Origin of the sequence: Shewanella sp. 4t3-1-2LB (assembly GCF_017368415.1) — a bacterium.
In the GTDB taxonomy this organism is placed as follows: domain Bacteria; phylum Pseudomonadota; class Gammaproteobacteria; order Enterobacterales; family Shewanellaceae; genus Shewanella; species Shewanella fodinae.
Genome location: NZ_JAFNJD010000171.1, coordinates 1 through 255, shown reverse-complemented (window position 1 = coordinate 255; position 255 = coordinate 1). Strand labels below are relative to the sequence as shown.

The 255-nt window shown below is 55.7% G+C and carries 1 rRNA gene; it reads left to right on the top strand.

From position 1 onward, the window contains the following. Positions 1–255: ribosomal RNA gene (locus J3L11_RS19160) — 23S ribosomal RNA — on the top strand; the annotation flags it as partial.

The following is a 255-nucleotide window of genomic DNA, read 5'->3' as shown; positions in this document are numbered from 1 at the left end:
GGTGAAAAACCTCCACGCCGAAAGACCAAGGGTTCCTGTCCAACGTTAATCGGGGCAGGGTGAGTCGACCCCTAAGGCGAGGCCGAAAGGCGTAGTCGATGGGAAACGGGTTAATATTCCCGTACTTCTGCTAACTGCGATGGAGAGACGGAGAAGGCTAGGCCAGCGCGGCGTCGGTCGTCCGCGTTTAAGGTTGTAGGTAGTGTGCTTAGGCAAATCCGGGCACATAATACTGAGGGCTGATGACGAGTCACT